The organism is Caballeronia sp. INML1 (genome assembly GCF_023631085.1).
Taxonomy (GTDB): domain Bacteria; phylum Pseudomonadota; class Gammaproteobacteria; order Burkholderiales; family Burkholderiaceae; genus Caballeronia; species Caballeronia turbans.
In genome coordinates, this window is record NZ_JALQDT010000051.1 from 357,976 (window position 1) to 384,120 (window position 26,145).

25 protein-coding genes and 1 pseudogene are annotated in these 26,145 nt (G+C 63.7%); 7 read left to right on the forward strand and 19 right to left on the reverse strand.

Translation table 11 applies throughout. The features are described from left to right. Positions 1-72: 72 nt before the first annotated feature. The 5 genes from oppF to NCR38_RS17820 are packed head-to-tail and all read right to left on the reverse strand — an operon-like array spanning position 73 to position 5,538. The gene (gene oppF, locus NCR38_RS17800; RefSeq protein WP_061115686.1) at positions 73-1,056 is read right to left on the reverse strand and encodes a murein tripeptide/oligopeptide ABC transporter ATP binding protein OppF; all 984 of its coding nucleotides are present in this window, start codon (positions 1,054-1,056) and stop codon (positions 73-75) included. Then, entirely contained in the window at positions 1,049-2,035 is a 987-nt protein-coding gene (locus tag NCR38_RS17805; protein ID WP_250477432.1) for an ABC transporter ATP-binding protein, read from the reverse strand. The genes oppF and NCR38_RS17805 overlap by 8 nt, the downstream gene beginning before the upstream one ends. Positions 2,036-2,038: 3 nt before the next feature. After that, positions 2,039-2,929: an ABC transporter permease subunit gene (locus NCR38_RS17810; protein WP_061115684.1), complete on the reverse strand. Its 891-nt coding sequence runs from the start codon at positions 2,927-2,929 to the stop codon at positions 2,039-2,041. 11 nt (positions 2,930-2,940) lie between these two features. After that, positions 2,941-3,861 carry an oligopeptide ABC transporter permease OppB gene (oppB, locus tag NCR38_RS17815; RefSeq protein ID WP_061115683.1) on the reverse strand — a complete coding sequence of 307 codons (921 nt, stop codon included), beginning with the start codon at positions 3,859-3,861 and terminating at the stop codon, positions 2,941-2,943. Positions 3,862-3,900: 39 nt separating this feature from the next. Next, complete coding sequence (locus NCR38_RS17820; RefSeq protein WP_086960599.1) at positions 3,901-5,538, reverse strand: peptide ABC transporter substrate-binding protein; 1,638 nt, start codon at positions 5,536-5,538, stop codon at positions 3,901-3,903. A 438-nt stretch (positions 5,539-5,976) separates the two neighbouring features. Here NCR38_RS17820 and NCR38_RS17825 point away from each other — a divergent pair, with 438 nt between their 5' ends. After that, positions 5,977-6,987 (forward strand): LysR substrate-binding domain-containing protein, encoded by a 1,011-nt coding sequence (locus NCR38_RS17825; RefSeq protein ID WP_250477433.1) that lies wholly within the window; start codon positions 5,977-5,979, stop codon positions 6,985-6,987. Between the two features lie 15 nt (positions 6,988-7,002). Here NCR38_RS17825 and NCR38_RS17830 read toward each other — a convergent pair whose 3' ends face one another. After that, positions 7,003-7,470: a VOC family protein gene (locus NCR38_RS17830; RefSeq protein ID WP_061115682.1), complete on the reverse strand. Its 468-nt coding sequence runs from the start codon at positions 7,468-7,470 to the stop codon at positions 7,003-7,005. 206 nt (positions 7,471-7,676) lie between these two features. Between NCR38_RS17830 and NCR38_RS17835 the strand changes: the two genes are divergently transcribed. From NCR38_RS17835 to NCR38_RS17845, 3 genes are all read left to right on the forward strand, one after another. Further along, on the forward strand, positions 7,677-8,438 hold the full coding sequence (locus tag NCR38_RS17835) for an SDR family NAD(P)-dependent oxidoreductase (protein WP_061115681.1): 762 nt from the start codon (positions 7,677-7,679) through the stop codon (positions 8,436-8,438). Positions 8,439-8,579: 141 nt separating this feature from the next. Further along, positions 8,580-10,247: a gamma-glutamyltransferase gene (ggt, locus tag NCR38_RS17840; RefSeq protein WP_409219296.1), complete on the forward strand. Its 1,668-nt coding sequence runs from the start codon at positions 8,580-8,582 to the stop codon at positions 10,245-10,247. Positions 10,248-10,580: 333 nt separating this feature from the next. After that, positions 10,581-11,987, forward strand: a complete 1,407-nt coding sequence (locus NCR38_RS17845; protein ID WP_061115679.1) for an NCS2 family permease — start codon at positions 10,581-10,583, stop codon at positions 11,985-11,987. A gap of 84 nt (positions 11,988-12,071) precedes the next feature. Here NCR38_RS17845 and NCR38_RS17850 read toward each other — a convergent pair whose 3' ends face one another. The 10 genes and pseudogenes from NCR38_RS17850 to NCR38_RS17895 form a co-directional block, all read right to left on the reverse strand. Beyond that, the gene (locus NCR38_RS17850; protein WP_250477434.1) at positions 12,072-12,794 is read right to left on the reverse strand and encodes a hypothetical protein; all 723 of its coding nucleotides are present in this window, start codon (positions 12,792-12,794) and stop codon (positions 12,072-12,074) included. Between the two features lie 195 nt (positions 12,795-12,989). Further along, positions 12,990-13,427, reverse strand: coding sequence for an SRPBCC family protein (locus NCR38_RS17855; protein WP_061115677.1), 438 nt, complete (start codon positions 13,425-13,427; stop codon positions 12,990-12,992). Then, a complete protein-coding gene (locus NCR38_RS17860; RefSeq protein WP_250477435.1) occupies positions 13,420-13,743 on the reverse strand; it encodes a helix-turn-helix transcriptional regulator in 324 nt (107 codons plus the stop codon). Before NCR38_RS17860 ends, NCR38_RS17855 begins: the two co-directional genes overlap by 8 nt. A 140-nt stretch (positions 13,744-13,883) precedes the next feature. Beyond that, positions 13,884-14,033 (reverse strand): hypothetical protein, encoded by a 150-nt coding sequence (locus NCR38_RS17865; protein WP_160147434.1) that lies wholly within the window; start codon positions 14,031-14,033, stop codon positions 13,884-13,886. 115 nt (positions 14,034-14,148) lie between these two features. Beyond that, positions 14,149-14,610, reverse strand: a complete 462-nt coding sequence (locus tag NCR38_RS17870) for an RbsD/FucU family protein (RefSeq protein WP_061115676.1) — start codon at positions 14,608-14,610, stop codon at positions 14,149-14,151. Positions 14,611-14,669: 59 nt separating this feature from the next. Further along, a pseudogene (locus NCR38_RS17875) lies at positions 14,670-15,792 on the reverse strand (succinylglutamate desuccinylase/aspartoacylase family protein). Positions 15,793-15,866: 74 nt separating this feature from the next. Continuing rightward, a complete protein-coding gene (locus NCR38_RS17880) occupies positions 15,867-16,655 on the reverse strand; it encodes an ABC transporter substrate-binding protein (RefSeq protein ID WP_061115674.1) in 789 nt (262 codons plus the stop codon). A gap of 103 nt (positions 16,656-16,758) precedes the next feature. After that, complete coding sequence (locus tag NCR38_RS17885; RefSeq protein ID WP_061115673.1) at positions 16,759-17,853, reverse strand: calcium:proton antiporter; 1,095 nt, start codon at positions 17,851-17,853, stop codon at positions 16,759-16,761. Positions 17,854-18,372: 519 nt separating this feature from the next. Further along, positions 18,373-19,116 (reverse strand): SDR family NAD(P)-dependent oxidoreductase, encoded by a 744-nt coding sequence (locus NCR38_RS17890; protein ID WP_061115672.1) that lies wholly within the window; start codon positions 19,114-19,116, stop codon positions 18,373-18,375. Then, entirely contained in the window at positions 19,113-19,958 is an 846-nt protein-coding gene (locus NCR38_RS17895) for a fumarylacetoacetate hydrolase family protein (RefSeq protein WP_061115671.1), read from the reverse strand. The genes NCR38_RS17890 and NCR38_RS17895 overlap by 4 nt, the downstream gene beginning before the upstream one ends. A gap of 132 nt (positions 19,959-20,090) precedes the next feature. Between NCR38_RS17895 and NCR38_RS17900 the strand changes: the two genes are divergently transcribed. Then, positions 20,091-21,029 (forward strand): LysR family transcriptional regulator, encoded by a 939-nt coding sequence (locus tag NCR38_RS17900; RefSeq protein WP_061115670.1) that lies wholly within the window; start codon positions 20,091-20,093, stop codon positions 21,027-21,029. A 45-nt stretch (positions 21,030-21,074) separates the two neighbouring features. Here the strand turns inward: NCR38_RS17900 and NCR38_RS17905 are convergent, their stop codons facing one another. After that, on the reverse strand, positions 21,075-21,506 hold the full coding sequence (locus NCR38_RS17905; protein WP_061116053.1) for an OsmC family protein: 432 nt from the start codon (positions 21,504-21,506) through the stop codon (positions 21,075-21,077). A gap of 346 nt (positions 21,507-21,852) precedes the next feature. Between NCR38_RS17905 and NCR38_RS17910 the strand changes: the two genes are divergently transcribed. Together NCR38_RS17910 and NCR38_RS17915 are read left to right on the forward strand one after the other, a co-directional pair. Beyond that, on the forward strand, positions 21,853-23,193 hold the full coding sequence (locus NCR38_RS17910; protein ID WP_061115669.1) for an FAD-binding oxidoreductase: 1,341 nt from the start codon (positions 21,853-21,855) through the stop codon (positions 23,191-23,193). Between the two features lie 128 nt (positions 23,194-23,321). Then, positions 23,322-23,975, forward strand: coding sequence for a DsbA family protein (locus tag NCR38_RS17915; protein ID WP_250477437.1), 654 nt, complete (start codon positions 23,322-23,324; stop codon positions 23,973-23,975). A gap of 29 nt (positions 23,976-24,004) precedes the next feature. Here NCR38_RS17915 and NCR38_RS17920 read toward each other — a convergent pair whose 3' ends face one another. Together NCR38_RS17920 and waaC are read right to left on the reverse strand one after the other, a co-directional pair. Then, complete coding sequence (locus NCR38_RS17920) at positions 24,005-24,907, reverse strand: flagellar brake protein (protein ID WP_061115667.1); 903 nt, start codon at positions 24,905-24,907, stop codon at positions 24,005-24,007. A gap of 174 nt (positions 24,908-25,081) precedes the next feature. Beyond that, entirely contained in the window at positions 25,082-26,095 is a 1,014-nt protein-coding gene (waaC, locus tag NCR38_RS17925) for a lipopolysaccharide heptosyltransferase I (RefSeq protein ID WP_061115666.1), read from the reverse strand. Positions 26,096-26,145: the final 50 nt, after the last annotated feature.

A 26,145-nucleotide genomic window follows, 5' to 3' on the forward strand; every position in this document is an offset into this window, starting at 1 on the left:
TATTTATTGCGGGTGTGTCTTCCTCGAATATCGTTGATTTTCTGATTGGCGCGGATTGGCGCGAATCGCCATTCAAGCAAACAGGCACGCCGCCGATGAATCCGCCCCGAACGTGCGCAGCGCCGGCACTTCGCGCGAGCAGCGCGTCTGTGCCATCGGGCAGCGCGTATGGAACACGCAGCCCGAAGGCGGATCGATCGGGCTTGGAATGTCGCCCGACAGGATCTGCACGGTCTTGGCGCGCTCGACCGACGGATCGGGCACCGGCACCGCCGACAACAGCGCGCGCGTGTACGGATGGCGCGGCGTGCCGTAGAGCGCATGTTTCTCCGCGAGCTCCATCACGCGGCCGAGGTACATCACCATCACGCGATCGGAGATGTGACGCACCACGGCCAGATCGTGCGCGATGAAGATGAGCGCGAGCTTCATCTCCTTTTGCAGCGACTTGAGCAGATTCACGATCTGCGCCTGAATCGACACATCGAGCGCCGACACGGGTTCGTCGCAGATGACGAGCTTCGGCTCGACGATCAGCGCGCGCGCGATGCCGATGCGCTGGCACTGCCCGCCGGAAAACTCATGCGGATAGCGGTTGATCATCTGCTCGCGCAGGCCGACCTTCGCCATCATCGCGCGCACGCGTTCGTCCATGTCCCGCTTTGCGATACCAGGCCGATGCTCGACGAGCGGCTCCGCGATGATCTGTCCGATCGTCATGCGCGGATCGAGCGATGCGAGCGGGTCCTGGAAGATCATCTGCACGTCGCCGCGCACGCGATGCCATTCGCGCGCCGATGCACCCGAGAGCGTGGCGCCCATCCATACGATGTCGCCGGCCGTCGCGGGAATGAGGTTCAGGATCGCGCGCGACAACGTGGATTTGCCGCAGCCCGATTCCCCGACGACGCCGAGCGTCTCGCCCGCCTTTAAATCAAAGCTCACGCCGTCGACGGCCTTCAGCGTGCGGCGCGGCGCCCACGGCAGGCGGTTTTTCGACTTCACCTGAAAATGCACGCGCATGTCGCGCACGGAGAGGATCGTCGCGTCAGACATGGCTCGTTTCCTTCGTGACTTGATGAACCGGACGATGACAGGCCCGCAGCCAGCCCGGTCCGACGGCCTTCAGCGCGGGCGCATCGACGGCGCATTCGTCGCCGGCATCGGCGCAGCGCTCGTGGAACGGACAGCCCGCCGGCGGATGCGCCATGTTCGGCGGATTGCCCGGAATGCCGGTCAGCTCACCACCCTCGTGATCGAGGCGCGGCAGCGCGCGCAACAGGCCGATGGTGTACGGATGCGAAGGCTTCGCGAACAACGTGGCGGCATCGCACTGCTCCATCACGCGGCCGCCGTACATCACCATCACCTTTTCGCACAACCCGGCGACGACGCCGAGATCGTGCGTGATCAATACGATCGACGTGCCGAAATCGTGTTGCAGGTTGCGCAGCAATTGCAGGATCTGCGCCTGCACGGTGACGTCGAGCGCGGTGGTCGGCTCGTCGGCGAACAGCACTTCGGGTTCGCACAGCAGGGCCATCGCGATCATCACGCGCTGGCGCATGCCGCCGGACAGCTCGTGCGGATACTGCCCGATGCGATGCGCCGCCTCCGGAATGCGCACGGCTTCGAGCATCGCAATCGCGCGCTTCTTCGCTTCACGGCGCGTGACGTTCTTGTGCAGTTCCAGCACTTCGGTCATCTGCCGCTCGATCGTGAGATACGGATTGAGCGAGCTCATCGGATCCTGAAAGATCATCGAAAGGCGATTGCCGCGGATGCGGTTCATCGCGCGATCCGACATGCCGATGAGATTCTCGCCGCGATACATCGCCTGTCCGCGCGCGCGCCCGTTCGATGCGATGAGGCCCAGCATGGCAAGCACGCTCTGGCTCTTGCCCGAGCCCGATTCGCCGACGATGCCGAGCGTCTCGCCCTCTTCCAGCGAAAAGTTCACGCCGTTCACGGCGCGCACGGTGGCGTCGTGCGTCCTGAACTCGACCTGCAGGTCATTGACTTCGAGTAACGGCATGGCTCACCTGTCCTTCGGATCGAGTGCGTCGCGCAGCCCGTCGCCGACAAAATTGATGCAGTAAAGCGTGATCGACAACAGCGCCGCCGGGAACAGCAAGATCCACGGCGACGATTCCATCACGCCGACGCCGTCCTGAATCAGCACGCCCCAGCTCGTCATCGGCTCCTGCACGCCGAGTCCGAGAAACGACAGCACCGATTCCGTGAGGATGACGGCGGGCACGGTGACGGTCGTGTAGATCGCGACGATGCCGAGCAGATTCGGCACCACATGCCGCGCGATGATGCGTCGCGTCGGCACGCCGATCGCGCGCGCCGCCTCGACATACTCCTTCGAGCGGATCGAAAGCGTCTGGCCGCGCACGACGCGCGCCATGTCCATCCACGAAAAAATGGTGATGGTGACGACGACGAGATAGAACTCGCGGCCGAGCAGCGTCACCATCAGGATCGCGATGAGCAGGTACGGGATGGCGTACATCATGTCGACGATGCGCATCATCGCGTTGTCGACGCGTCCGCCGACGAAGCCCGCGATCGCGCCCCACACGATGCCGAGCGTGACGGACGTGAGCGTGGCGAGCGCGCCGATCATCAGCGAGACGCGGCCGCCGATCAGGCAGCGCACGAGCAGATCGCGGCCGGTGTCGTCGGTGCCGAAGAGGTGCCAGTTCGCGAGCGTGGGCGCCGCGCTCGTCGCGTTCCAGTCGGTGGAGTCGAATTCGTTCGGCAGGAGCCACGGCCCGACGATGCACGCGAGCGTGACCAGAACGAGCAGGATCAGGCTCACGACGGCGGCCTTGTTGCGCAGGAAACGCGCGCGCGCGTCCTGCCACGGGCTGCGGCCCGCGACGGCCTTTTCGAGCATGGGTGCAAGAGAAGCAGATTTCATCGCGCGCCCTTTCAATAACGGATCTTAGGATCGAGCCACGCATACGCGAGATCGACCAGCAGGTTGAGCACCACCGCCACGACCGTGACCAGCACGACGAGGCCGAGCACGAGCGTGTAATCGCGATTGGCCGCGCCGTTCACGATCAGCTTGCCGATGCCCGGCAGCGAGAACACCGATTCCGTGACGACCGCGGCCGTAATCGACGAAATGGCGAGCGGCCCGATCACCGAAACGACCGGAATCAGCGTCGGCTTCAGCGCATGACGCAGCACGACGGTGCGCATTGGCAGTCCCTTTGCGCGCGCGGTGCGGATGTAGTTCGTGTTCAGCACCTCGATCAGGCTCGCGCGCGTCACGCGGCCGACTGTCGCCACGTTGATCATCACGAGCAGCGCGACGGGCAGCGCCATGTAGCGCAGCTGGAAGTCGTTCCAGCCGCCCGCGGGCAGCCACTTCAGCAGGATCGCGAAAACGAGGATCAGCACCGGCCCGAGCACGAACGACGGGAACACGTTACCCGCGTTGCTGACGAGCATGAGCGCATAGTCCGCGATGCTGTTGCGATAGAGCGCCGCCGCGACGCCCAGCGCCACGCCGATCACGATCGCGAGGAGCATCGACACGCCCCCGATCGTGAGCGACACCGGCAGCGCCCGCAGCACGAGGTCGTTCACGCTCCAGTCGGCATAGCGGAACGACGCGCCGAGATCGCCGTGCATGAGACCGTCGAGATAAAACAGATACTGCTTCCACAGCGGCTCGCCGAGGTGGTACTTCGCCTGCAGGTTCGCAAGCACTTCGGCGGATACCTTGCGCTCGCCGTCGAACGGTCCGCCGGGCGTCGCATGCAGCAGCAGATAGCAGATCGTCACGACGATCAGCAGCGTCGGCAGCGTGAGCAGCACGCGCCGCAACGTGTAGGACCACATGAGCGTTCCCCTTCGCCTATGGCAGTGAATTCAGCGATGTCAGTGCTTGACGATGTAGAGATCCTTGCTGCCGTAGTGATCCATCGGGTTCTTCAGCGAGTAGCCGCCGACATAGCTCTTCACGAGACGCGGCAAGCCGTATTGCAACAGCGGCAGCATCGGGTAGTCGTCCATCACGAGCTTCGCGGCCTCAGTCTGCAATTGCGCGCGCTTCGCGAGATCCGCGGTTCCGGCCGCATTCTTGATGAGTGCGTCGGCCTTCGGGTTGCAGTTGAAGTTATCGTTCTGCTCCGACTTGCATTGCACGAGCGTAAGGAAGGTCGTCGCGTCGTTGTAGTCGGCCACCCAGCCATTGCGCGCGATCTGATAGTCGCCTTCATGGCGCTTCTTCAGCAGCACCTTGAACTCCATCGACTCGATGTCCATCGTGAGGCCGAGCTTCGTCTTCCATTCCGACGCGACGAAGATCGCCATCTTCTTGTTGTAGTCGCTCGTGTTCATCGCGAAACGCAGCTTCGTGCCCGGCTTCACGCCCGCCTGTTCCAGCAGCTTCTTCGCTTCCTCGACGCGCTTCGCCATCGGCCAGGCCGACCATTCGTAGTTCGAGACGTCCGCGCCGCTCACGCCCTTCGGCAGCAGGCCGTACAGCGGCGTCTGGCCATCGGCGGTCACGCGCTGCGCGAGCAGATCGCGGTCGATGACCATCGAGAGCGCCTTGCGCACGCGCACGTCCTTCAGCAGCGGATCGCGATTGTTGAAGCTGTAGTAGCGCGTGCCGAGAATCAGCGAGTTGCGGATGTCCTTCGGAAATTGCTGGCTGTACTTCGCGTACGTGCCCGTCGGCAACTGATACGTCATGTCGTTCTCGCCGGACTGGAACAGCTTGACGTCGGTGTTCTCGTCCTCGACCGGCAGGTAGGTGACCTGCGTCAACTGGACGTTCTTCTTGTCCCAGTAGTTCGCGTTCTTCGTCAGCACGAGCTTGCTGTTGACCTGCCAGTCCTTGAGCTGAAAGGCGCCGTTGCTGACGAGATTGCCTGGCTTCGTCCAGTCCTTGCCGAATTTTTCGACCGTCGCGCGATGAACCGGCCCGAAGTTCGGATTCGACATCAGTTCGGGCAGGAACGGCACGAGGCCGTCAGTCCTGACTTCGATCGTGTTCGCGTCGATGGCGCGCACGCCGAGCGCGCTCGCCGGCTTCTTGCCCGCCACGATATCCGCGCCGTTTTGCACGAAGGGGCCAAACACGCTCGCATACGACGACGCCGTTTTCGGATCGACGAAGCGCTGGCAGCCGTACACGAAATCGTTTGCGGTGACGGGATCGCCATTGGACCAGCGCGCGTTCTTGCGCAAGTGGAAGATCCAGGTCGTCGCGTCCTTCTGTTCCCACTTTTCCGCGACGCCCGGCACAACTTTGCCGTCCGGGTCGGTGGCGGTCAGGCTCTCGAACAGGTCACGCGAAACGTTGGCCGCCACCACGCTTTCGACCAGCGCGGGATCGAGCGTTTCGACCTCGGAGCCGTTGTTGCGCACGAGTTCCTGCTTCGCGGCGAGCGTAACGCCAGTCGGCACGATGGCGGCCGTCGCGTGCAGCGCGGAGAGGGCCAGCAGCGTCGCGGCGGCGGCGAGCTTCGTGCGTCGGATCGATACGTGGGGAACAGCAAAAAACGTCATGGGGAATCCTCTTTCTTTGTCTCGACTATTGGTTGTTGACTTTCGTTTTCCTTGCGTACGTTCGCAGTCCTTCGTGTAAGGGGTGTTTATCGCAAGTAGGATAAACAAGCTGACCGCAAACTTGGCAAATCTAACGAAAAGCTTTCTTGATGCCACCGCGTCGCTGCGGCGAAGTCACGTACAGATCACGCGCCTGGCGGACGATTCTTTTGCGGGACGCTTTCATTCGCGCTTCAGGCTGGCGGCGAGTATTTCGCATCAATAAGTCAGATGCCACTCACATGTGCTTATAGTCACTAAATTTTTCGAATAGTCGTTCAATTTGTTGAATCGAGGCACTTTGCGGTTTTTGCTGCATAGCTGGCCTTAAGGCAGCAAGTGCTTGTTTCCTATAAGATTGCGTCGCCGTATAACTGCCGCTTCAATGCCGTCCGAAAGATGATCCGTTTTCGCCAGATCGAGGCTTTTCGCAGCCTCATCATGACCGGCACCAGTGTCGGTGCAGCAAAAAAACTCCATGTGACGCAACCCGCGATCAGCCGGCTGATTGCCGACCTCGAAGCCGATCTCGGTTTCAGCCTGTTTTCGCGCATCGGCGGCCGTCTGAATCCGACGACCGCAGGGCTGCGCTTCTACAAATCCGTCGAGGAGAACTTTCTCGGCCTGGAGCGCCTGAAGCAGGTCGCCGACATGATCCGCGAGGAAGCGTCCGATGGCCTCACGGTCGCGTGCATGCCCGTGCTCGCAACGACGCTCCTGCCGCCCGTGCTCGCCGATTTCACCGAGCGGCACCCTGGCGTGCCGATCAAGGTGGACTCGGTGAAGGTGCCCGAGGTGCTCGTGAACCTGCAGAATCACAAGGCCGATATCGCGCTGAGCCTCGCGTTTCCGGCGGTCGCGGGCATCGAGGTCGAGACGCTGCTCAAGGCGCGCGCTTCCTGCGCGATGCCCGCCACGCACAAGCTCGCAAAAAAGAAGATCGTTCGACCATCCGACTTGCGCGGCGAGAAGCTGATCGGCTGGTTGCCGAATTCGCGCCAGCCTTACGAAGCCGAGCAATCGCTCATTTCATCCACCGAGGACCGGCCGCGTTATACGGTCCTCACCGACACGGCCCACACCCGCTATGCGATGGTCGCGGGCGGCCTTGGCATTTCGATCGTCGAGCCCTTCGGGGCGAAGGTCTGGCGCGCGCATGGTGTCGTCGTGCGGCCGTTCGAGACCGACATCGAGTATGAATATGTGTTGTCGTATCCGAGCAGCGGAATTCGCTCGGACCTTGTCGCGTCGTTCCGCAATTCGGTGAAGCGCGTCGTCGAGCACTATTCGTTCGAGGCCCCGCAGGAAGTCCTCTCGGGGGACGCCCCGAAGCGAGTCCCCCAAAACGACGCGCCGCACGATGACGCCGCAAGTGATACACCGGACGCGGTTTCTTCGAGCGCCGACTGACGCCCTGCGCGCCGTTCAGCCGCCGAGCAGTTTTCGCGCGCGCTCGCGCATCTGCCCGGCGGAGACATCCTCGATGTGAGTCGCGATCCACCAGACGTGCCCGAACGGATCGCGCAGCTTGCCACCGCGGTCGCCGTAGAACTGGTCTTCGACCGGGCGCAGGATCGTCGCGCCTTCGTCGGTGGCGCGTTGCGCGACCGCGTCGACGTCCGTCACGTAGAGATGCAGCATCACGGGCGTGCCGCCGACCGAGAGCGGCCCGATCGTCCCGTGATCGGGAAACTCGTCGCACAGGTAGATGACGTTGCCGCCGATTATCAACTCCGCATGTCCGATACGTCCGTCCGGCTGCTCGATCCTGAACGTTTCGGTCGCGCCGAACACTTTCGTGTAGAAGTCGATGGCGCTGGCGCAGCCCGCTACCGCCATGTAGGGAATCACGCCACGACGGTCATGTGGAATCGGATCGACTTGCGAGGCCATGTCACTCTCCTGGAATGTCGCGGACGCCCTGCCCGCGTCTGCTTCGACACGCATGCACCGCCGATGGTGCCCGGCCTTGATCCGGCTCCGCGTCTCGGGCATGCTGTGGGCCAATTCCGGCGGCCTCGCCTCGAACGCGCATTCGCGCTTCGCTTCATACTCTTGCTTGTCGTAGTCGCTTCAAACCCCATCCACACGGAGCACTCATGCACGATCTGAAAGGCAAAACGATCCTCATTACCGGCGCGAGCACCGGCATCGGCGCGGCGGCAGCAAGGGCGTTCGCGCAGTATGGCGCGAATGTCGCGGTGCACTACAACAGTTCGAAGGACAAGGCCGAGGAAGTCGCGAAGGACGTGCGCGCGCTCGGCGTCACGGCCATCACGGTCGGCGCGGACGTACGCGACTCGAAGGCAATCGACGCCGCCGTCGCGCAAGTCGTCGATACCTTCGGCAAGATCGACGTGCTCATCAACAATGCGGGCAGCCTCGTGAAGCGCGAGCCGATCGCATCCGCGAGCGACGAACTCTTCGACGAGATCATGCACATCAACGCACGCTCGGTGGTCGCGTTCACGCGCGCGGCGCTGCCGTCGCTGCGCTCGGGCGGCGGCGGGTCGATCATCAACGTGACGTCGGTGGCGGCGCGCAACGGCGGCGGCCCCGGCGCGCTGCTCTATGCGGCATCGAAAGGCTTTGTCAGCACGATCACGAAAGGCATGGCGAAGGAACTGATGCCTGACCGCATCCGCGTGAACGCGGTGGCGCCGGGCGTGATTCAGACGCCGTTCCAGGAACGCTTCACGACGCCCGAGCAGCTCGAATCGTTCCGCAAGTCGATTCCGATGGGCTTCATCGGCGAGCCCGACGATTGCAGCGGCGCGTTCCTCTACCTCGCGTCCGAGGCGATGTCGCGCTATGTGACGGGGCAGATCATCGACGTAAACGGCGGGCAGCTGATGCCCTGATCGTCGCACCGCGGCGCTCGTGGTATATAAAACGTCTGCTCTTTCGTCGCATGCAATAAAGGAGAAATACAGGAGATGCTTTTGAAAAAAGAACCGCGCATCCGGTCCCTCGCGCTCGGCGCCATCGTCGCGTCGGCGCTCATGACGGCGGGTTTCGTCGAGACAGCGCCGGCCTATGCGAAAACCGCCGACAACCAGCCGGCCGTTCTGACCGCGTCGGCGGTCGCCGTCGCGGACAAATACGCCGCCGACACCGCCGAGCAGATCTTCAAGCAGGGCGGCAATGCGGTCGATGCAGCCGTCGCCATCGCCTTCACGCTCGCCGTGACGTATCCGGAGGCGGGCAATATCGGCGGCGGCGGCTTCATGACGCTCTACGTCGATCATCGCCCGTACTTTCTCGACTACCGCGAGCGCGCGCCGCTTGCCGCCACGCGCAACATGTACCTCGACGACAAGGGCGAGGTCATCAAGGGCATGAGTCTCTACGGGCACCGCGCGGTCGGTGTGCCCGGCACGGTCGACGGCATGTGGGAAGCGCAGAAGCGCTTCGGCAAGCTGAAGTGGAAGCAGGTGCTCGCGCCCGCCATCAGGTACGCGCAGGACGGCTTCGAAGTCGACGATCAATTGATCAAGCGCCGCGACGACGCCTCGAAGGATTTCGCCGGCAAGACCAACTTCGACCTCTACTTCGGCGGCATGAAGGCGGGCCAGGTGTTCAAGCAGCCCGACCTCGCGAAGACGCTGCAGCGCATCTCCGACAAAGGCGCGAAAGGCTTTTACGAAGGCGAGACCGCCAACCTGATCGCCCGGTCGATGGAAGGCCACGGCCTCATCACCGCGCGCGACCTGAAGGACTACAAGGCCGTGTGGCGTCAGCCGATCACCGCGAGCTGGAACGGCTATCGCGTGATCACCGCGCCGCCGCCGAGTTCGGGCGGCGTCGGCCTCGTGCAGTTGCTGAAGATGAAGGCCGATATCAAGGACAAGTTTCAGGACGTGCCGCTCGATTCCGCGCAGTACATTCACCTCGTCTCCGAAATCGAAAAGCGCGTCTTCGCGGACCGCGCGCAATATCTCGGCGATCCCGATTTCTACAAGGTGCCGGTCGCGCAGCTCATCAACGACGACTACATCCTGAAGCGCGCGCAGGAAGTGAATCCCGATACGCCTTCGGACACGAAGAGCGTCCAGCCGGGACTCGGCACGTCGATGCCCGAGAAAGCGGAGACGACGCACTTCTCGGTGGTCGACAAGTGGGGCAACGCGGTATCCAACACCTACACGATCAACGGCTACTTCGGCTCGGGCGTGGTCGCGGAAGGCACGGGCGTCGTGCTCAACGACGAAATGGACGACTTCGCGTCGAAGCCGGGCGTGCCGAACATGTTCGGTGTCGTCGGAAGCGATGCGAACTCCATCGCGCCGAAGAAACGCCCGCTTTCGTCGATGACGCCGACCATCCTCACGAAGGACGACAAGGTCGCGATGGTGATCGGCACGCCGGGTGGATCGCGCATCTTCACGTCGATCTTCCAGGTCATCACCAACGTCTACGACTTCAACATGCCGCTCGCCGAAGCCGTGGGCGCGACGCGCTTCCATCATCAGCTGCTGCCGCCGAACACGATCTTTCAGGAGCCGTTCCATCAGCTCGATCCGGAGGTCATCAAGCAGCTCGAGGAGAAGGGCTACAAGTTCACGATGCAAGGCTTCAACGGCGACATTCAGGCGATCCGCATAGACGGCGACAAGCCCGAGCCGATGTCCGACCCGCGCGGACGCGGCGTGTCGCGCGTCATCCAGTAATGCGCCGCACAACGGCGAGCAAGTAAAATAGCGGACCGCGCCGGACTAGCGTTTGCCCTAGTCCGGCGTCGTGCCGGTCTTGCCAAAGCCCCGCCCCGCGAGCGATTCCGGGCATATAAGCCCCTCGGCATGACCGGCATGTTTTTCATGGGATTGGACCCCGCGTTCTGTTCCCCTAGTCTCTGTCCTGACCGAGTGCAGCCGCAAGCGCACGTCACTCGGCATCATCCAGAACTACATACGAGACGACCCTGACGATGGCCCCGCAGTGCCCGCCCCGCCACGAGCGCGGCGCACGGTTGCCGTTTCAGCGTGCTGATAAAGGAGCAGCTCATGATGGAATCCCCCGCCCAGCAGCTTGGCGACATCGATATCACCTCCACGGAACGAGACGAAAGCGAGCAGGCCGCGAGCGGCGGATTTCTCGATCGCTACTTCGGCATTTCGCAAACCGGCAGCACGGAAAAGCGTGAGGTCGTGGCGGGCGTCACGACGTTCCTCGCGATGGTCTACTCCGTGTTCGTCGTGCCGGGCATGCTCGGCAAGGCCGGTTTCGACACGAGCGCGGTGTTCGTCGCCGTGTGTCTCACCACCGCATTCGGCTCGCTCCTGATGGGCGTCTGGGCGCGCCTGCCGATCGCCATCGGCTGCGCGATCTCGCTGACCGCGTTCACGGCCTTCGGCCTCGTGCTCGGCAAGGGACTCCCGCCGGCGATCGCGCTCGGCGCGGTGTTCCTGATGGGCGTCGTGTTCACGGCGATCTCCGTCACCGGCGTGCGCTCGTGGATCCTGCGCAATCTGCCGACGGGCGTCGCGCACGGCACGGGCATCGGCATTGGCCTGTTTCTGCTGCTGATCGCGTCGAACGATGTCGGCCTGATCATCAAGAATCCCGCGCCCGGCATGCCGGTTTCGCTCGGGCATATCACGGCGTTTCCGGTGCTGATGTCGGTCGCCGGTCTCGCCGCGATCTTCGGTCTGGAGCGCCGGCGCGTGCCGGGCGGCATCCTGCTCGTCGTGGTCGGTCTGTCGGCAATCGGCCTGATCTTCGATCCGTCCGTGCGCTTTCACGGCATCTTCGCGCTGCCGTCGCTGTCGGCGCCGGGCCATGCCTCGCTGATCGGCGCGATGGACATCAAGGGTGCATTGTCGATGGCCGTGCTTCCGAGCGTGCTGGCGCTCGTGATGACCGCCGTGTTCGACGCGACCGGCACGATCCGCGCCGTGGCCGGCCAGGCGGGCCAGATCGACAAGAACGGTCGCATCGTCAACGGCGGCCGCGCGCTGACCGCCGATTCGCTCAGCTCGATCTTCTCCGCGTGCTTCGGCGGCGCGCCGGCGGCGGCATACATCGAATCGTCGGTGGGCGTCGCGGCAGGCGCGAAGACGGGCCTCGCGGCCACGGTCGTCGGCGTGTTGTTCCTCGTGGTGATGTTCCTCTCGCCGCTCGCCGCGCTCGTGCCCTCCTATGCGACGGCGCCCGCGCTCATGTACGTCGGTCTGTTGATGCTCGGCAATGTCAGCAAGCTGCATTTCGAGGATACCGTCGACACGATGTCGGGCCTCGTCTGCGCGGTGTACATCGTGCTGTCGGCGAATATCGTGACGGGCATCATGCTCGGCTTCACCACGCTCGTGATCGGGCGCATCGTCGCGGGTGAGTGGCGCAAGCTGAATGTCGGCACCGTGGCGATTGCGGTCGTGCTCGCGGTGTTCTATCTCGGCGGCTGGGCGATCTGAACGCTGGCTGCATCGTTTGAAACGCAAACGGCGCGCTGTCCGAAAGGACAGCCCGCCGTTTTTTCTCTGAAGCCCGCGGGCCCGTCAGCCAGCGACGCGCGTGCCGGCCATCTTGCGAATGCTGCGATCGACACGGAACATGATCAGCGAAAGCACCAGCGTAATGAACAGGGCTGTCGCACCGGCGACTACGCTGAGCGACTGAAGCGCCGAAATACGCTTTTCGGAAGCCTCTTCCTCCGCCGCGGTCTTTTTCAACGCGATGGCGGCGTGTTGCGTCTCCCACTCGGAACTGAACTGCGTGATGGCCGAACTGACCACCGAGAAGAATTGGTCTTGCGAGCCGTTGACTTTCTTGCCCACGTCGGCCCGCGACAGCACGTCGTCCAGATACTTCGTTTCCGCTTTCCCGAAGTTTGCGCCGCGATCGGGATTGTCCATCCATGAACCGACGAGTCCTTGCAGGTCGCTCTTCTCCAAGGCGAATCCGGTCCCCACGAGACGCTTTCCATGCTTGAGCAGGACGGTATGCACGCCGTCGACGAGCGCGGCTCTTTCCTTTTCCGCCGGGTCTGTCGGCGCGGCGTCGGTTTCATGCTGATCGGCGGCTGGTTCTGCGTTTTCCAGATGGAACGCCGACGCGCTGACTGAGATATCCGAAGGTACGGCCACTGCCTTCGCTTTGTAATTCATCGCGGCCGGCACGCCAGCCACGACCGCGACGATCAACGCCAGTGTCGCGAGCACCAGAAAGATGATTCTGACGAGTTGCAAATAGCCGTTCTCCAGCTTGCTTATGAAGTACATCGTGTGCGCCCTCTTATTCGAGATTTTTTGTCATGCCGACCACGTGGCGCGGCGGCATGGAGTCGAGACCGTCCGCTCGCGCGAACCGGTACGATTATCTCTGAGAGGAATCCTCACGATCCAGGCTTTCTGTAAATTTTCGAATTACCTGCGCGCTGGCGACACGGGCCGCCAGCACGCGTTGCTCGGGCGCTTCTACTTGTCGACGAGCGCCACTTGCCCCGTCTCCAGCAACGACTTGAGATTCGACAGAATCTTTGGCCACCCGCCCGACACGGCCTCGATGAACGGTTTGCTGTCGCTCACGTGCGTAATGGTGAGTTTGACCGCATCGCCCTGCTGCTCCAGTTCGTAAGTGCAGCGCGAATAGCCCGCGTCCTTCAGATCCTCGCGAAACTCGTTGCGCCATTTGAGCACGAGGCGTTTGCCCGGCTCGGCTTCGAGCACTTCGCCCGCGTCCGCGACGCGCCCGTCGGAGAACAGCATCTTCCATGACGAACCGGCCTGCCAGTCGGATTCCTGGTGCATGCCGAACCAATAACGTTTTATATGTTCCGGCGTCGTCAATGCTTCCCATAATTTATCGGGCGTCGTGCGGATGTAGGTCACATATACAAAGGTGTCGCTACTCATGATCGTCTCCTTCAAGCGTGCGTTTGAGGTCGGACAGAGCGTCCAGGCGCGGACGCTCGAACTTGCTGATCCAGCGTTGCGCGATCTCGTGGATCGGCACCGGATTGAGGAAATGACGCTTCTCGCGGCCGTGACGCTGCGTCGACACAAGATTCGCGGCCTCGAGTATCGCCAGATGCTTCGACACGGCCTGTCGTGTCATGCGAAGGCCATCGCATAGTTCGCCGAGCGTCTGCCCATTAGCTTGATGAAGCCTGTCGAGTAGTTGCCTGCGGCTGGCGTCCGCGAGTGCGCGAAAAACCGAATCGTCATCCATGAGCGCATTATGCAACCATTTGGTTGCATGTCAAGCGGCTTCGTTCGATAAAGCAGCGGCCCGAATGCAACAACGCCCCGGAAGCCTAGCGCTTCCGGGGCGTTGTTCGATGCTCTGACCGGGATGCAGTCGCGCGGTGCTTACTTGCGGCGATAGGATTCGACGAGAATCTCGCAGTTTTGCAGATGCAGTTGCAGCGCACGGTTCCACTCGCGACGCACCGCAGCCTTCGACGCGCGCAGCCAGGAACCGAACGAAACGAGCAGGGATTGTTGTGCAGTGGTTTTCATGAGCGGCTCTCAGGGTAAGTAGCTAGGGAATAACCCTAACTATACGCCCGTTTACGCTGCATTGCAACAATTTCACAAAAATGCAACAGGGTATCCCCTAGGTCGCCGGTCAGACTTACTGCGGCACGTCCGGCGCGAGTTGCACGCCTTTCTTGAAAATGAAGCAGCCGTAGCCGCGCGTCTCGCCGGTGGCGATCACGCAATACGCCTTCTTCGCGCGCTCGTAAAACGCGAAGCGCTCGACCGACGCAAACGGCACGGCGCGACCTTCGGCGACGTCGATCTCGCGCTGGGCCTCGCGTTGCACGGCGGGCAGCGCGGCCGCGTCGCCGACGACTTCCATCCGCTCGGCGGGATGATCGACGAAGGTATCGAGCGGCAGCACCGAGAGCACCGCCTGCACCGCGCGCGGCGCGCCAACGCCATCGAGCCGCAGCACGCGGCCGAGCACGGTCTGACGAGCGACCGAATCGGCGGGAAAGTTGGCGTCGCAGATCACGACCTCGTCGCCGTGGCCCATCGCGCAAAGCGCGTGCAGGATGTCGGCGTTGAGCAGCGGATCGATATTCTTCAGCATGTTTTCTTGTTCTCCATGACGTTAGGCCCAGTCGATTTATGGTACGCGCCGCCGCGCCGCTAGGGCACGAGCAAGTCGCCCTGCCGCGCCGCGCCGTCGCCCGCGATGCGCGCGACCAGCATTCCCGCCGTCGCGAAACGTGTCCAGTGCCGCGCGTACAGCACGCCCTCGGTCTGCGCGACGAGCGGCACGAGCCGGTCATCGAGCGGGTCGAGCACGTCGGCGATGACGTCGCCCGCGCGCACCGTCTCGCCGATATCCCGCCGATGCAGAATGACGCCCGACACCGGCGCGTGCACGTATTCGCATCCGGCGAGTGGGGTCGCGCGATGACGCAGCGGCGGCGGTTCCTGCGCCTCGCCCGCGATCATGCCGATATGCGTCAGATAATCGACGATGGCCTGAGCATCGCGCGCAGCCATGTCGTGCGACACGTCGCGCACGCCGCGCAGTTCGAGCGTGACGGAGCGCGTGGCCATCGGAATCGGGAAACGATCTTCGAACGCGCCGCGCAGATAGCGCCACGCCGCCGTGCACGCCTCGTCGAACGGCTCGCCGCCCGACACGTCCGCGAGCAACTGCGCCTCGCTGCCGAGATAGCGCGCGAGCGGCTCGATCGCGGGCCACGCGTCAGGCGTCGTATAAAGATGCGCAACGGCTTCCCAGTCGCAATGAAGGTCGATGACGAGATCCGCATCGCACGCGAGCTTCATCAGTTCGAGGCGCTGCGACTCCAGTTCGGTCGCGGGCCGGCGCGCCGCGAGCGCATCGGAAAGCGCCGCGCGGATCACGCGCGCGTTGTGCGCTTCGTCATCGGCGAGACGGTCTTTCAGTTGCAACGCGAGTCCGGCGCCGAACTCGGGAAAGCGCCGGTTGAAGTCCTGACCCGAGCGCATCTCGAAGCGGCCCATCTGCGCGCCGAACCAGTGCTGATTCAGGCCCGCCGGATTCGCGACCGGCACGAGCACCACGCGCGCACCCAGACGTCCCGCGGCTTCCAATCCGGCAAAGTGCTGCTTGAGAATCCACGCGACGACCATGCCGGGCAATTCGTCCGCATGCAGCGACGCCTGGATATAAACCTTTGGGCAAATCGCCGTCCTGCGGACCGAACCGATAGCTCGTGATCGCCCGCCCGGTGCCCAGCGACGCACCGACGAGCGGATGGTGATGAATCTGCATCTGCGAAAGTTCTCTCGTCGAAAAGAAAAGGCATCGCGAGCGATGCCTTTGCGGTCGAATGCGTCGGACGGCGATTAGTGGATCGAGATATCCGTCTCGAAGTACTTCGCCATGATGCGCTTGAACGTGCCGTTCTTCCTGATTTCGACGAACGCGTTGTTCAGGCCGTTCTTCAGATCGGCGTCGCCCTTGCGCAGCCCGATGGCCGTGCCCGGACCGATGATCGCCTTATCCTCCACGATCGGCCCGACGAGCGCGAACGGCTTGCCTTGCGGCTTCTTCAGAAAGCCGATGGCGGCTTGCGCGGCGTCGGTAAACATTGCGTCGATACGGCCCGCGACGAGATCCGCCTCGACCTGTTCCTGATCGCCGTACGGCACGACCGTCACGCCCTGCGGCTCCCACTTCACCTTCGCGTAACGCTCCTGCACCGTGCCCTGCTCGACGCCCACGCGCTTGCCCTTGAGCGATTGAGGCGTCGGCAGAATGCCCGAGCCGGCGCGCGCGACGAGTTGCGCGTGAGTGTCGTAGAGCGGCTCGGTGAAATCGATCTGCTTGAGGCGCTCTTCGGTGATGCCCATGTCGGACAAGACGGCGTCGAACTTGCGGGCCTTCAGGCCGGGAATCATGCCGTCGAAATTGTTTTCGACCCACACGCACTTGACCTTCATCTGCGCGCAAAGCGCATTGCCGAGGTCGATGTCGAAACCGGCGAGTTTGCCGTCGGCCTGCTTGGATTCGAACGGGGGATAGGAGGGATCGACGGCGAAGCGGATTTGCGTGATCTCTTTGGCGTGCGCCGAGAATGACACAGCGGCGAGTGCGGCCAGCACCGCCAATGATGCGGACTTCTTGAATGACATGCTTTTCCTTCTGGACTTTCGATGAGACGGCGAACCATCGCGCGCGAACGCGCGAAAAACCGTGAATGGTAACAAAAGCACACGATTGGCCGCACGACGCCGGTCAAGGCACGACCGAAAGAAACAGGAAAGTCGCAAATATCACGAGATGCACGACGCCTTGCAGGACCGTCGAGCGCCCGGTGCCGAGCGTGATGACGGACACGAGCAGCGTCAGCGCCAGCATGACGATTTCCTTGGGCGCGAGCCCGAGCGAAATCGGCTGGCCGATGACGATGGACACGACCGCGACCGTCGGAATCGTCAGGCCGATGCTCGCGAGCGCCGAGCCGAGCGCGAGATTCAGGCTCGTCTGCAGCCGGTTCAGGCGTGCCGCGCGCACGGCGGCCAGGCCTTCGGGCAGGAGCACGAGCGCGGCGATCACGATGCCGACCACGGCTTCGGGCGCGCCCGCCGCCGCGACGCCCGCCTCGACCGCCGGCGAAAGAAGCTTCGCGAGGCCGACCACCGACACGAGCGACAACATCAGAAAACCGAGCGCAAGCCACGCCTCGCCGTTGCTCGGCGGGGGCGCGTGCGGCGCGTCGTCTTCGTCGTGCGCGCCGGCGGCGACGGGCGGGGTGAACGGCAGGAAGTAATCGCGATGGCGGATCGTCTGCACGAACACGAACGTCACATACAGCACGAGCGAGATCACGCCGACGAAAATCAGTTGCGATGTGGACAGCGCAGGACCGACGACCGTGCTCGTGAAATTCGGCAAAACGAGCGTGAGCACGGAAAGCGCGCAGAGAATCGCGAGCGCGGCCGCCGCGCCCTGCAGTTGAAAGTCCTGAACGTGATGCCGCAAGCCGCCGATCAGCAGACACAAGCCGACGATCGCGCCACTGCAGATCATGATCGCGGCGAACACGGTATCGCGGGGCAGTCCGGCTTTTTCGGGGCCGCCGGAGAGCATCACCGAGACGATCAGCGCGACCTCGATCACCGTGACCGCGATGGCGAGCACCAGCGTGCCGAACGGCTCGCCGACGCGGTGCGCCACCACTTCCGCGTGATGCACGGCCGCGAACACGGCGAACGCGAGCGCAATCGCCGCGAGCACGATCATCACGGTGCTGTGGATGAACGCGGCGGCGGCCAGCACGACGAGCGCGAGAATCGGGGTGGCGAGGGTCCAGTCCAGCTTGAGTTTCATCGGCGCTCCGGGCGGATCGGGTGAATGGGATCGTCGGCTCAATGCGATGTGGCCGCAAGGTCTGCAAATCGCGCCGAATGAATCGGACCCGCTCGGGCGCCGGGCGTGCGAAGTGACTGCCGTGACAAGGGGCCGCAGACCCATCGGCATGATAGCGAAAACGCGGCGTGGCGCGTTCGCCCGTGTGCACGGTCGGTTATGCCGGGAAACTCGAGAGACTTGCTCCTCGCGCCGGCACGCCCGCCGGACAGCGCGCGAACCGGCGGAGGTGCCGATTGCGGCCGTGCGCCTCGCCGTCGGTCACGCCGCCTTGCGGGAGGCGTTGCGGGAAAGAGATGTGATCGAACCAAAGGGCGGCGAACGAGTTCGTCGCCCTTCTGACTACGAGAACACGAAGCACGCGACGAAAAGCGGCACGAAGCGCCCGAACACTTCGCGGTGGACCGGAGCGAAGTCGCGCGGCGCGGCTATGCAATCCACGTGCCTTCGATCTTGTGTCGGGTGCGACGCTATCCGCTATCAGTAAGTCGCGCGTCCTCCGGACAAGTCGAACACCGCGCCCGTCGTGAACGAATTTTCCGACGACGCCAGGAATGCAACCATCGCCGCGATCTCCTTCACTTCGACGAAGCGCCCGCGCGGAATCTTCGACAACATGTAGTCGATATGCTCCTGCTTCATCTGATCGAAAATCTTCGTGCGCGCGGCGGCCGGCGTCACGGCGTTCACCGCGATATCGAGGCCCGCGGTTTCCTTGCCGAGACTCTTCGTCAATGCGATCACGCCCGCTTTCGCCGCGCTGTACGCCGATGCGTTCGGATTGCCCTCCTTGCCCGCAATCGACGCGATATTGACGATGCGTCCGTAGCCGCGCGCGATCATCGTCCTGACGACTGCCTGATTGACGTGAAACGCGGCGTTCAGATCGACGTCGATCACGCGCGACCATTCTTCCGGCGCGTAGTCGGCGACCGTCGCGTTCGCGCCCGCGATGCCTGCGCTGTGCACGAGGACGTCGATCTTGCCGAAGCGATCCAGCGTGCGCGAAGTGGCGTTGGCGACCGCATCGCGATCGGTCAGATCGACGTGCATGGTCTCTACATCGCCCAGACAGACCCGCGCCTCGGACAGCGCGCCTTCATCGCGGTCCCACAGCGCGACGCGTGCGCCGCCTTCTCGCAGACGCTCCGCCACCGCGTAGCCGATGCCTTGCGCGCCGCCCGTCACCACGGCCGCGCGATTCGTGAAGTCGTACTGGTTCATGCGTCGACCGTCCGTTGCCGTTGTTCGCCGAGCCCTTCGATGCCAAGGCGCATGGTCTGCCCGGCGCGCAGATAGACCGCTTCGGGCTTCTGTCCCATGCCGACGCCCGGCGGCGTGCCCGTCGAGATGACATCGCCCGGTTGCAGGCTCATGAAGCGCGACAGATAGGACACGATTTCGCCGACCTTGAAGATCATCGTGCTGGTGTTGCCGTTCTGATAGCGCTTGCCATCGACTTCGAGCCAGAGCGGCAGCTTATGCGGATCGGGCACTTCGTCGGCGGTGACGAGCCACGGCCCGATCGGGCCGAACGTGTCGCAGCCCTTGCCCTTGTCCCAGGTGCCGCCGCGCTCGATCTGATACTCGCGCTCGGACACGTCGTTGATCACGCAATAACCGGCGACGTGGCTCATCGCATCGGCTTCCTCGATGTATGCGCCGCCTTTGCCAATCACGACGCCCAGTTCCACTTCCCAGTCGGTCTTCTTCGAGCCGCGCGGAATGCGCACGTCGTCGTTGGGGCCGACGACCGCCGACAGCCACTTGTTGAACACGACCGGCTCGGTGGGCACGGGCAGATTCGATTCCGCCGCATGATCGGCATAGTTCAGCCCGATGCAGATGAACTTGCCGATGCGCCCGACGCACGGGCCGATGCGCTCGCCCGAAGGCACGACCGGCAGCGTCGACACATTGAGCTTCGCGAGGCGCGCGAGCGATTCGGGCAGCAGCGCGTCGCCCGCAATATCGCCGATTACGCCGGACAGGTCGCGGATCGCGCCGCTGGAATCGAGAATGCCGGGCTTTTCCCGGCCGGGCGCGCCGTATCTAAGCAGCTTCATGAGTCGGTGTTTCCTTGACGGTTGGACAGAAGCCCACAATGTAGAGAAGCGGCTCACGCCTGGATAATGAAAGCTGCTGCCTGGGTGATAACTTTCAGTTATCTTCTCGTAGTCCCCTAGCCGCTCTCAGCCATGCTGCCGAATGCCGATTCCATCGCCGCGCGCCTGCGGCTCAAGCAACTGCGCCTCCTGATCGCCCTCGACGATCATGGATCGCTTCATCGCGCCGCCGACGAAATGGCGCTCACGCAGCCAGGCGCCACGAAGTCGCTGCGCGAAATCGAAGCCACGCTGGGCGCAACGCTCTTTACGCGTTCGCCGCAAGGCATCCAGCCCAACGAACTCGGTCGCTGCGTGATCCGCTATGCGCGGCTGATTCACATGGACGTTGCGCACCTGCGCGAGGAAATGGCGGGGATTCTGCAAGGCACGGGCGGGCGGCTCGCGATCGGCGCGATCACGGGTGCGGTCTCGGGCGTGCTCGTCGATGCGCTCGCGCGCCTGCGCGAGCGTCAGCCTCTGCTTACCGTCGAAGTGGTCGAAGACACGAGCGCCCGGCTTCTGGCCCTGCTCGATCAGGGCAGACTGGATGTCGCGATCTGCCGGGCGAGCGTCGCGCGCCAGCCGGATCAATATCACTACGTCGAATTGCGAGATGAGCCGCTCGCGATCGTCGCGGGCGTCGCGCATGCGCTCGTCGATGCGCCGCGAGTCGAACTGAGCGAACTGGCGTCCAGCCGATGGATCGTCTATCCGGCCATCATGCCGATCCGCAGCCTCTGCGAGCGCGAGTTCAAGGAAGCGGGCCTGCCGCTGCCGTTGCATCCGATCGAGACGGCATCGACCATCACCACCGTCCTGTTGCTGCAACGCGACCCCACGCTCGTCGCGATGATGCCGCTCGATATGGCGAGCTTTCTCGCCGATCACGGACTTGCAAGGCGGCTCGCAATCGCCGTGCGATCGCGCACGGAGCCGTATGGCGTCGTGACGAGGAAAGGCGCGACGCTGCCGGCGCCCGCGCGCCTCGTCATCGAAGAACTGACGCGCGTAAAAAACGCGGACGGGTGATGTGCCCGTCCGCGCCTTTGCATTTCTGTCCGACTGCCCGCCCGATTACGACACGAGTTCCGCGTTCAGCGTGATCTTCGCGTTACCCGCGAAGAGCTTCGACACCGGACAGCCTTCTTTCGCGGCCTGCGCGGCCTTGTCGAAGGCGGCTTTATCCGCGCCGGGAATCTTCGCCTTCAGATCGAGCTGGCAGGCGGTGATCGTGAAGCCTTCGCCGTCTTTTTCCAGCGTGACCGTCGATTTCGTTTCGAGGCTCTCGGCCTTCATGCCGGCCATCTCCAGTTGCAGCGAAAGCGCCATCGTGAAGCAGCCCGCATGCGCCGCGCCGATCAGTTCTTCCGGATTCGTGCCCGGACCTTCCTCGAAGCGCGATTTGAAGCCGTACGGCGCTTCGTTGAGCACGCCGGTTTGCGTCGAGATGAAACCCTTGCCGTCCTTGATGCCGCCGCTCCATTTTGCCGATGCTGTCTTTTGCACGAGAGTTTTCCAGAAGATGAAGTGGAACTGCGATGAACGGCGCCGCGCGATGTCGGCGCACGCGTAATGCACGTCTTGGTAATTCGCATGCGCCGTGCCCGGACCGGCACGCTCCGAGCGCGTCGCTTGCATCGTAGCGGATCGCGCCAGCGGGCGCAGAGAGCTTGCGCACCGGCCTATGGCGTTCGGACTATGCCGCCCGCTTTGCCTTGTGCAGCGAGGATTCTCGGGGTCCGGCTGCCGCTGGTCGATTTCATTCGTATGGTCAAAAGCGCTTGCTTCACTTAGCATCCTCTGACCCGCGGATCGACACGCCGCAACCACACGATAACGAACACCACCTCACATGGGTCCACCCACCGAACGCATCCCCGAAGATCGCACGCTTCCCAGTCACGTCGATGTCGTCATCGTAGGCGGCGGCGTCATCGGCATCAGCACCGCGCGTGCGCTAATCGAGAAAGGCCTGTCTGTCGCCGTATGTGAAAAGGGGTACATCGCCGGCGAGCAGTCGAGCCGCAACTGGGGCTGGTGCCGCGCGACGCACCGCGACTTGCGCGAGCTCGAGCTGAGTCTGGAAAGCCTCAAGCTCTGGCGACACATCGATGCCGAACTCGGCATCGACACAGGGTTTCGCCAATGCGGCATCCTCTACGCCGCCGACGATGCGAAAGCGCTCGCCGATCACGAAGCATGGCTCGCGCGCGCCGTGGCGCTCGTCGGCCGCGACGCGCTCGATTCGCGCATCGTTTCGCCGGATGAGACCGGCACGTTGATGTCGGGCGCCGCGCGGCGCTTCGCGGGCGGCATCTACACCCCGAGCGATGGCCGCGCCGAGCCGCAACGCGCCGTGCCTGCGATGGCCGTCGCATTGCGCGAACGCGGCGTGAAAGTGCTGACGCCCTGCGCGGTGCGCGGCATCGAGACGAACGGCGGCGCGATCAGCGGCGTCGTCACTGAGTACGGACGCATCGCGTGCGGGAGCGTGGTCGTCGCGGGCGGCGCATGGACGCGATATTTCGCCGGCAGCATCGGCGTGGATGTGCCGCAACTCATGGTGCGCTCATCGGTGATGCGCACGTCGCCGCTGGAGAATGGCCCCGACGTGAGCGCATGCAATCAGGAGATGGGATACCGCAAGCGTCTCGACGGCGGCTACACGATCGCCAACGCGTTTCATAGCTATCACGACATCACGCCGGACAGTTTTCGCCTGTTCACGAAGTTCCTGCCTGCGCTGAAAAGCCAGTTCGGCTCGACCAAGCTCGCACTGAATGCGCGGTTCTTCGAGGAATTGCGCCGGCCGCGCCGCTGGCCGCTCGATCGGCCGACCGTCTTCGAGACCTCGCGCACACTCGATCCCGCGCCCGTCGAGGCCTTCAACAAGGCCGCGGTCACGGAGTTCCGCGCGCTCTTTCCGGCGCTTGCCGGACTGCGCATCGAACAGGCGTGGGCCGGATACATCGACGTGACGCCGGATGCCGTGCCGGTCATCTCCGCCGTCGACGAAAAGCGCGGGCTCTTCATCGCGACGGGCTTCTCGGGGCACGGCTTCGGCATCGGGCCGGCTGCGGGCAGGCTGATGGCGGACCTCGTCGCCAACGACGCACCGCTCGTCGATCCGCGCGCGTTTCGCCTGTCACGATTCTTCGATGGCAGCAAGATCGAGATGGACGGCGGCTTCTGATACATCGGGCATGCGCGCGCCTGCGGTCGGCACGCGCTAACATACCGGTTTTGCGGACGCCGCCGTCTCGTGGCGTTCGCCCGGTTCAGTTAAACGGCGCACACGCGCCGTTCGTTTTTGAGGCTTACATGGCATCCACGTCTGTCCTTTACATCGACGTCTGGTCGGACTTCGTGTGTCCGTTCTGCTATCTCGAGACGCCCGTGCTCGATCAGTTCCGCAATGCCTACGGCGATGCGGTCGAGATCCGCTGGCACGCGTTCGAGTTGCGCCCCGAGCCCGCGCCGCTGGTCGATCCGAACGACGAGAAGATCGTCGAGTCCTGGGAAAACTCGGTCCGTCCGCTCGCGGAAGAACGCGGCGTGACGATGCGCTTGCCGCCGGTCACGCCGCGCAGCCGCAAGGCCTTCGAGACGGCCATGTTCGCGCGTGAATCCGGCCGCTTCGATCTCGTGCATCGGGCGATCTTCAAGGCGTATTTCGAGGAAGGCATCGATATTGGCGACACGGACTCGCTGCTCGACATCGCGGCAACCTGCGGTGTCGATCCGGAGATGCTCGAAGAAGCGCTCGATGACGGCACGTACACCGATCTCGTGATCGAAGATGAAGAGTTCGCGAAGAAGCTGGGCGTGAGCGGCGTGCCGTTCGCGGTGCTCTCGCGAGAGGCCGCGCCCGGCCAGGAACCGCCGCCGCCGATCGCGCTGCGCGGCGCCGCGCCGATCCAGCATTTCGAGGCGGCCGTCGAGCGGCTCTTTCCGGACGGCTTTCCGGGGGTCTGAACCGCCTTCGCGGTCGGTCGCGCGCGAGCCTAGCTGTGCTCGGCCATGAACGATTTCAACGCGATGCGCTGCGCCGGTTCGAGCGATTCGAACTCGAGCCCGTAGGCCGCACTGCCGTCGACGGGATCGGTCGAGCCCACATGACGCACGATCGCGATGGTGTCGATCTTCACGTCGACTCCATCGGTCTTGAACTGAAACGCGAGGTGCAGACGACCGCCCACTTGCGCGGCGGGATTGGCGACGGTCAAGGACATCCCGTAAGGGCTGATGTCGCTGACACGGCCCAGTTGCCGCGCAGTCTGCGGCTCACCATCGGCCACAAAGTGCGCGGCAAGCCGCGTCGGCATGCGCGCGAATTTGCGCGTGCGCAATCTGCGGATCGCGCCCGGCGCGGACAGCACCGCGTAGTTGAACGGCTCGCGACAGGTGGCATCGACGGTACAGGCGAAGCGGAACACGCCCCGCCCCGTGAGCGCGACCAGATCGACTTGCTCGCCGAGCGTCAAATCGAGCGGATCGAACCCGGCCATCAACGGTTGCGTCACGAATAGCGAGCGCTCTCCATTGCGACGCGGCGTCGAGAATCCGATCACCCGGCTCGCGTACATTGCGGAGCCCGTACCGCCGGTGCCGCGCAACCCGACCCGCGCGCCGATGGTGAGACCGATGTCTTCGAGCGTCAGCGGTCCGTCCTTGACGGCGTCGTCTTCAGCCACGCTCGGTGCCGGCTCCCGGAGCGCGCGGTGCGGCTCGAAATGGCGGAACATGAATTCGAGCGAGTGAGTGTCGGGCACGGTGGCGCCCGCATCGAAGAGCAGGGCGCCATCGGCGGCGACGATCGGCCATTCGAGGCAGGCGTTGAGCGGAATCTCGGAAGCTTCAAGGCGCACCAGCGACTGGCGCGCGTCCACGGCGGTTTCGGCGGTCATCTTTCGGACGATTCTTAAGTTTTTCGCAATCGTCGTGCTTGCCGAGTTTGCCGTCAAGTGCCGCCTGGCAAATTTTACGTTGGCGCACTTAGGTTTTTATCGCCAAATGGACTTCCTACCGGTTAGCGGCGGCCGCCGGTTTATGCGCATAAACGTTTTGATGCGAATGCGTTCTCAGCGAATCGTCGCGCCGGACTCGGCTGAACGAGAGAGCGGCGTGGAGCGCGCATTCGTCACGCTCTCGATCGCGGCGAGTACTTGCGGCACATCGGGTGGCGCGCCCTCTTCGCCGACCGAAATGGAACGCCCCGGATCGTCTACGCCGAAATGTTCGCGCGAGGTCGCGGCGAACAGCATGACCGTGCGACGCTGCAGCGCATGCGCGAGATGCACGAGCCCGGTGTCCGTGCCGACAACGAGTTCCGACGCCTGAATCCAGTGCGCGCATTCGACTACGGATAGCTTCGGCAGAACGACGGCGCCCGGCACGAGCGCTGCAATGGCTTGCGCTTCGCCCTGCTCGCGTTCCGTGCCCCACGGCAGCGCGATCGAGTAACCACGTGCGGCGAGCCAGCGGCCCACCTCGCCCCAATGCTCCTTCGGCCACTTCTTCACATCTGCCGACGTCGCGTGAAAAAGCATCGCAAAACGCGCGTCACGCGGAATATTCAGTTCGCGTGTGAGAGCCGGAAGGCGAATGTTGTAGTCCGGCGTGTCGTCGAGTTGATAGCCGAGTGCGTCGGCGACACTCACGCGCATGCCGCGCCACGCGTCGGTGAGCGGCCGAGGGCCGAAGCGCGCGTTGTACGCGAACGCCGCGCCGCGCTCGCCGAGATCCTGATTCTGGTAGCCGTAGCGCCGCCGCCCACGGGCGATGAACGCAATGATCGCGCTCTTGTACACGCCGTGAATATCGACGATAACGTCGTACTTCTCTGCCCGCAACTCGCCGATCGACGCCGCGATCTCCTTGAGATCGTTCCAGCTGCGCGCCTTCTTGAACTTGCGCAGCGGTGCGCTCAGCACGCGGTCGACGCCCGGATTCCAGCGGATGATATCGGCGAAGGCGGCGTCCGCTGCCCAGTCGATTTTGGCGGACGGAAACGCGCGCCGCAGATCGGACACGACCGGGAGCGTCTCGACGATATCGCCGAGCGACGTGACTTTGACGATCAGAATTCGCTTCATGGATGGTACGGGAATGCTCCGGTGCATGTTTCGGCACAGCAACACGCTGT